The organism is Xanthobacter autotrophicus (assembly GCF_029991245.1).
GTDB lineage: Bacteria > Pseudomonadota > Alphaproteobacteria > Rhizobiales > Xanthobacteraceae > Xanthobacter > Xanthobacter autotrophicus_C.
In genome coordinates this window covers 1-4,496 of sequence record NZ_JAIVFO010000222.1, presented here as the reverse complement: position 1 = coordinate 4,496, position 4,496 = coordinate 1, and the positions used below count along the sequence as shown (strand labels likewise).

Annotated in this window: 3 protein-coding genes; 2 read left to right on the top strand and 1 reads right to left on the bottom strand. The window is 68.7% G+C overall.

From position 1 onward, the window contains the following. The coding region (locus K9U41_RS21850; RefSeq protein WP_282642950.1) for an FAD-dependent oxidoreductase at window positions 1-175 on the bottom strand (175 nt) is incomplete at its 3' end. A gap of 284 nt (window positions 176-459) precedes the next feature. On the opposite strand from K9U41_RS21850, the gene K9U41_RS21845 reads away from it, so the two are divergent. Both K9U41_RS21845 and K9U41_RS21840 read left to right on the top strand, forming a co-directional pair. Beyond that, window positions 460-1,035, top strand: a complete 576-nt coding sequence (locus tag K9U41_RS21845) for a hypothetical protein (RefSeq protein ID WP_282642948.1) — start codon at window positions 460-462, stop codon at window positions 1,033-1,035. A 403-nt stretch (window positions 1,036-1,438) separates the two neighbouring features. Beyond that, the gene (locus K9U41_RS21840) at window positions 1,439-4,279 is read left to right on the top strand and encodes an EAL domain-containing protein (protein WP_282642949.1); all 2,841 of its coding nucleotides are present in this window, start codon (window positions 1,439-1,441) and stop codon (window positions 4,277-4,279) included. The last annotated feature ends 217 nt before the right edge of the window (window positions 4,280-4,496 follow it).

Genomic DNA, 4,496 nt, shown 5'->3' with positions numbered 1-4,496 from the left:
CCAGAACCGCCACCCGTGCCCCCGCCTCGGCAAGCCGCAGCGCCGCCGACAGCCCCGCATATCCCGCTCCCACCACGGCCACGTCGGCCCGGTGGGTGCCCGAGAGCTGCGCCAGCGCCGGGGCCGGCGGGGCGGTGACCACCCACAGGCCGTGGGAACGCGGGGCGATCGGCATGGGGCACCCTTTCGCTGAAGCCTGCACCGGACCCTTTTGGCCGGGCCAGTGATTCCCTCTCGAAAGGGAGGATAGGGACGGTTTTGCCGATCCGAAGACCATGTCTTGCGATCGAAATGCGCTCTTGCGCCGCAAACGTCCCGGATCACGCCGCAACCGGCCCCTGCTGCACCGCAGGATCACGAAAATTTAAGCCTTGCCGGGTTAAGTCGAAGCACGATTTTGTGTTTTCGGGTCCCTTTTGGTATGAGGGACCCCCAGTTATGGTTTTTCGGAGCTGCGTGATGGCAAGTCCGCGCGTCTATGTTTACCAGTTCGCCTCCGGCGCCCAGTGGGCCGCCGGGGACAGCGTGGAGACCTATCTCCGCCGGCTTCTCGATGTGGATTTCGCCCAGGCGCTCCGTGCGGACCGGCTTGCTGCCGTGACCGCCTTCCTCGACGAAGCCTTCCAGCTCGCCCACACCATCGGCTGGACCGGCGGCGCCCGCGAGCTGCCGCAGATGTTCTCCCTGCCCGGCATGCCGGCGGAAGAGGCCATCCACATGATCGCCTGGGAGCAGGAAGACGGCGTGGCCTACATCGCCTCGCCCTATCCCCTGCCGTGGCTCGACGCCAAGGCCTCGCGCACCACTGATTCCGAGCGCGCCGTGCCGGCCGAGGACGTTCATCCCGTGCCGCCCGCCGCCCGTCCGGCGCCGCAGCCCCCGCTGGAAGTGATCTCCGCGCGCGCCGAGGAAGCGGTGGAGGAAGCCCTCGACCCCTTCTCCGAATATGTGCGCCGGGAAGAGGCCGCCCGCCTGACCCGCGAGCCCACCCCCCTCTCCACCGACGACCGGGACAACGCCCGCCGCTTCTTCTGAGCAGCCGGACCACCGTTTCGATGCGCGCCCACTGCGGGCGCGCATTCGTTTTTTGGGGCCACGAAAGATATGGCGGTATCATAAAGCCGCCATGCGCCTTGCTCCGGCCGCACGCCTTGGCTAGGGAAACGGACGCGCCGGACCATCCCGGTGCAAAGGCATGCCTCATGGGTGAGTCGAAGCACTTGGGTGTGTCGAAGCACTTGCCGTCCGGCGCTGCGCGTCGCACCTTCGCCAGGCTGCCCTCCTCAACCGAAACTCGGCCCGGCAGCAGTCCGGGTGCGGAGACCTGACATTGCGGTCGTTGCTCGCTCGCGTCATCGCTCTGCCCGTTGGGGCTTCTTTGGCGTTTCTCGGGGCGCTCCTCTTGGCGCTGACGCTGCCCGCCGGCAGCGCGCAGGCGATGGAGGCCATCGCCCTGCGCCTCGACGCCAAGGTGGTGGACCTGTTGCCCGCCGTGCAGCGCGAGACCACCGAGGACGGCCGCTTCCAGATCTCCACCGCGCCCGATACGGAAGGCGTGGTCCGGCGCATCGAGGTCCCCACCTCCGACGGGCGCAGCCACGGCGACTGGATCGCCTTCGCCCTCACCAACAACACCGACGAGCAGGTGGACCGCCTCATCGTCGCCCCGCACTACCGCATGTCCGGCTCCGGCCTGTTCTGGCCTGATCTCGGCAACCGGCGGATCACCTCGCTCACACCGAGCCAGGGCTTCAAGCCGGAGCGGCAGACCGCGCCCGACGCGGACGTGTTCCTGATCACGCTGGACCCGGGCTCCACCGTCACCTTCGTGGCCGAGCTGGGCAGCCCCACCCTGCCCCAGCTCTATCTGTGGGAGCCGGACGCCTACAAGGACCGGGTGAACGCCTTCACCCTCTACCACGGCATCGTCATCGGCATCGCCGGCCTGCTGGCGCTCTTCCTCACCATCCTGTTCGTGGTGAAGGGATCGGTGATGTTCCCGGCGGCGGCGGCGCTGGCCTGGGCGGTGCTGGGCTATATCGGCCTCGATTTCGCCTTCTGGTCGAAGGTGTTCGGCCTCTCGCCCATCGCCGAGCAGTTCTGGCGCGCATCGGGCGAGGCGATCCTCACCGGCACGCTGCTGGTGTTCCTGTTCGCCTATCTCAACCTCAATCGCTGGCATGTGCGCTACGTGCACGTGGCCGCCGGCTGGCTCACCTTCCTCGCCGCGCTGGTGGTGGTGGCCCTGCTCGACGCCCCGGTGGCGGCGGGCATCGCCCGCCTGTCCTTGCTGGCGGTGGCGGTGGCCGGGCTCGGCGTCATCATCTGGCTCAGCCAGCACGGTTACGACCGGGCGGTGCTCATCATCCCCACCTGGTCGCTGCTGGTGGTGTGGGTGCTCATGGCCGGGCTCACGGTGGCCGGCTTCGTCACCAACGATCTCGCCGCCCCCGCCCTCTCCGGCGGCCTGGTGCTGATCGTCATGCTCATCGGCTTCACGGTGATGCAGCACGCCTTCGCCGGCATCGGCGGCATCCAGGGCTCCACCTCCGAGCTGGAGCGCCGGGCGCTGGCGCTGGCCGGCTCCGGCCTCATCGTGTGGGACTGGGATGTGGACACCGACCGCATCTACACCTCCCCCGAAGCCGAGGAAGCCCTCGGCCTCAAGCGCCATTCGCTGGAGACCGAGGCCGCCGGCTGGCTGGAGGTGCTGCACCCCGCCGACCGCGACCGCTTCCGCGCCACGCTGGACGGCATCATCGACCAGCGGCGCGGGCGCATCGACCAGGACTTCCGGCTGCGCGCCATCGACGGCCACTACCTCACCTTCAACCTGAAGGCCCGCCCGGTGGTGGGCGCCGACGGCGAGGTGGTGCGCTGCGTGGGCACCCTCATGGACGTGACCGGCGAGCGCATCGCCGCCGAGCGCCTGCTGCACGACGCGGTGCGTGACAACCTCACCGGCCTGCCCAACCGGGAATTGTTCCTCGACCGCCTCAGCCAGTCCCTCACCATGGCCCGCCTCGACGACAAGGTGAAGCCGACGGTGATGGTCATCGACCTCGACCGCTTCAAGCAGGTCAACGTGCAGGTGGGCATGGCGGTGGCCGATTCCATCCTGCTCACGGTGGCCCGCCGCCTGATGCGCCTGCTGAAGCCGCAGGACACGCTGGCGCGCATCTCCGGCGACCAGTTCGGCATGATCCTCATGTCGGAGCGCGACGCCGAGCGCATCACCACTTTCGCCGACACCCTGCGCCGCTCCCTGCGCGCGCCCATCGCCTTCGCCGACCGGGAAGTGTTCGTCACCGCCTCCATCGGGCTGGTGCTGGCGGGGCCCGACCAGTCGAAGCGCGAGGAGGTGCTGAAGGACGCCGAGCTGGCCATGTATTATGCCAAGCGCATCGGCGGCGACCGCATCGAGGTATTCCGCCCGGCCATGCGCCAGCAGAAGATCGACCGGGTGGTGCTGGAAGGCGAGCTGCGCGAGGCCCTGGCGAAGAACCAGATCTCGGTGCGCTACCAGCCCATCGTGCGCCTGGGCGACCGGGCCATCGGCGGGTTCGAGGCCTATATGCGCTGGAACCATCCGCGCCTCGGCGAGCTGGCGGCCTCCGAATTCCTGCTGCTGGCGGAGGAGACCGGGCTCATCCTGGACCTCGGCCTGTTCGTGCTCGACGCCGCGGCGCGCCAGCTCGGCCAGTGGCAGCGCACGCTGCGGGTGGACCCGCCCTTGTTCATGCATGTGAACGTCTCGTCCCGCCAGCTGCTGCGGCACGACCTGATCCAGGACCTGAAATCCGTGCTCGCCCGCAACGCGGTGGCGCCCGGATCGCTCAAGCTGGAGGTCACCGAGAGCCTGGTGATGGAGAATCCCGAATATGCCGCCGTGGTGCTCGGCCGCATGCGGGAGCTGGGCGCGGGGCTTTGCCTCGACGATTTCGGCACCGGCTATTCCGCCCTCTCCTATCTCCAGCGCTTCCCCTTCGACAGCGTGAAGATCGATCCGCGCTTCGTGCGCGACACCGCCAAGGGCGCCGCCCGCGCGGCCCGTCCGGTGATCGTGGGCGCCATGATCGATCTTGCCCACGACCTCGGCATGGACGTCATGGCGGAGGGCCTGGAGAAGGAGACCGAAGCCGGCGAGATGGCGCGCTTCGGCTGCGAATATGGCCAGGGCGTCGTCTTCGGGGAACCCCTCACCGCCGAGGAGTGCCGCAGCCTCATCGAGCCGGCGCCGGTGGAGACGCGCAAGAAGCGCTCGACCGCCGCCGAATAGGCGCGGGACGAGCCGCCCGGCTTCGGGCACGCTGCTACTTCGACCAGGAACACCGTGGAACCCTCTCCCGCAAGCGAGAGCTCAGCGAAAGTCACGCATGGTCGGTGTCGGAAGCCGGTTCCCCCTCTCCCCTTGCGGGAGAGGGCCGGGGTGAGGGGTGTGCTAGGGTTCTGAGCAGACAGGTATTTTCAGGCACCGCCCCCCCTCACCCCCAAAC

Bases quoted from the DNA above. Each gene is read 5' to 3' on its own strand.
- K9U41_RS21840 (WP_282642949.1), top strand. From the start codon at position 1,439: ATGGAGGCCATCGCCCTGCGCCTCGACGCCAAGGTGGTGGACCTGTTG.
- K9U41_RS21845 (WP_282642948.1), top strand. From the start codon at position 460: ATGGCAAGTCCGCGCGTCTATGTTTACCAGTTCGCCTCCGGCGCCCAG.